The sequence below is a fragment of the Hydrogenophaga sp. genome (genome assembly GCF_041633695.1).
Lineage (GTDB): Bacteria > Pseudomonadota > Gammaproteobacteria > Burkholderiales > Burkholderiaceae_C > Hydrogenophaga.
In genome coordinates, this window is sequence record NZ_JBFJMY010000628.1 from 1 (window position 1) to 1,958 (window position 1,958).

Consider the following 1,958-nt stretch of genomic DNA (forward strand, 5'->3'; position numbering starts at 1 on the left):
GGTCTGGTATCTGTCAGTGCCCAAGAGCTTCTTTGAAGATGCCATTTCAGGCGGCCCGTTTGAATTCCTGGTCGCGGTGAGCTTTTCGTTCGAATACGTGCTCACCAACTTGTTGTTCGTGCCGTTCATGAGCGGCGCGGCACACAACGGGGACATGTCCACCGTGACCTTTGGCTTCAGCGCGCAAAGCGACGAGTCGCGTCACATGACGTTGGGCATCGAGTGCATCAAGTTCCTGCTGGAGCAAGCCCCGGCCAACGTGCCCATCGTTCAAGGCTGGATCGACAAGTGGTTCTGGCGCGGCTACCGCCTGCTCACCCTCGTGGCCATGATGCAGGACTACATGCTGCCCAAGCGCGTGATGAGCTGGAAAGAAGCCTGGGAGATGTACGCCGAAGACAACGGCGGCGCGCTCTTCAAAGATCTGGCGCGCTACGGCATTCGCGAGCCCGCTGGTTGGAAGCAAGCCTGCGAAGGCAAGGACCACATCAGCCACCAGGCCTGGAACACTTTCTACAACTACAGCGCGGCCGCACCCTTCCACACCTGGGTGCCGAGCGAAGAAGAAATGCAGTGGTTGTCCGAAAAGTACCCAGACAGCTTTGACAAGTACTACCGCCCACGCCTGGAGCACTTGCGCGAGCAGCAGCAAGCCGGCAACCGCTTCTACAACAAGACGCTGCCCATGCTGTGCAACACCTGCCAGATTCCAATGATGTTCACCGAAGAGGGCGACCCGACCCAGATCTGCTACCGCGATTCGGAATACCTGGGCAACCGCTACCACTTCTGTTCCGATCACTGCAAAGGCATCTTCGATCACGAGCCCGAAAAGTACGTGCAAAGCTGGTTGCCCGTGCACCAGATCTACCAGGGCAACTGCTTCAAACCGGGAACCGACCCAACCGCCGAAGGCTTTGATCCGCTGATGGCCGTGCTCGATTACTACGAGATGAACGTGGGCCGGGACAACTTCGATTTCGAAGGCTCGGAAGATCAGAAGAACTTCGCTGCCTGGCGCGGCGAAGCTGTGAAGGGAGAAGTGAAATGAGCGTCGTTGCCCTCAAACCCTACGACTTTCCGGTGAAAGATGTGCACGAAAACTTTCCCGCGCCTTTGCTCTACATCGGCTGGGAAGGCCATCTGTTGTTCTGCGCACCGTTCTGTCTACCGTTGCCGCCGGACACGCCCTTTGGCGCCTTGGCCAGCGGCATATTGCCGGGCATCTTTGGCTACCACCCCGACTTCGCCCAGATCGACTGGGACAAGGCCGAATGGAAGAAGAACGGTCAAGCCTGGAAGCCCGACCCGACCAAGTCGTTGGCCGACAACGGTTTGCAGCACAAGGACGCCATCCGTTTCCGTTCACCCGGGCTCACCGGCATCAAAGGCAGCGGCAGCTAGTGCATCGCACCGGTCGGCGGCCACCCACACCAGGGTACCGCAAGCGGTCAGAGCCGTCGTTCTTTCACCCGTTCCACCTTCTTTTCTCATGTACCAAGTCACCATAGAACCGCTGGGTGCCACGATCGACGTGGAGGAAGACCAGACCGTGCTCGACGCCGCGTTGCGCCAGGGTATCTACATTCCACACGCCTGCTGCCATGGCTTGTGTGGCACTTGCAAAGTGCAGGTGCTCGAAGGCGAGGTCGATCACGGTGCGGCGAACCCCTTTGCGTTGATGGATTTTGAGCGCGACGAGGGTAAGACGCTGGCTTGTTCCTGCACGCTGCAGAGCGACACCACCATCGAAGTTGATATGGAGGAAGAGCCCGATGCGGAGATGATTCCCGTGCGCGACTTCGGCGCCACGGTGGAATGCATCGAGGTTCTCACGCCCACCATCAAGGCCTTGCATCTCAAGCTCGACACACCGATCCATTTCCAGGCGGGGCAATATGTGCAGTTGGTCATCCCCGGCCTGGGGCAAAGCCGGGCCTTCTCGATCGCCAACCCAC

General features: G+C 59.0%; 3 protein-coding genes. All 3 read left to right on the plus strand.

The features are described 5' to 3' along the window. Nucleotides 1-1,051: YHS domain-containing protein (locus ABYB95_RS22555; RefSeq protein ID WP_372662285.1), on the plus strand; the 1,051-nt coding region annotated here is incomplete at its 5' end. After that, entirely contained in the window at nt 1,048-1,404 is a 357-nt protein-coding gene (locus tag ABYB95_RS22560) for a phenol hydroxylase subunit P4 (protein ID WP_372662288.1), read from the plus strand. The genes ABYB95_RS22555 and ABYB95_RS22560, both read left to right, overlap by 4 nt. Before the next feature lie 88 nt (nt 1,405-1,492). Beyond that, the coding region (locus tag ABYB95_RS22565; RefSeq protein WP_372662291.1) for a 2Fe-2S iron-sulfur cluster-binding protein at nt 1,493-1,958 on the plus strand (466 nt) is incomplete at its 3' end.

What these genes read in the sequence shown, in the direction of transcription:
- ABYB95_RS22560 (WP_372662288.1), top strand. Translation starts at nt 1,048, where the DNA reads ATGAGCGTCGTTGCCCTCAAACCCTACGACTTTCCGGTGAAAGATGTG.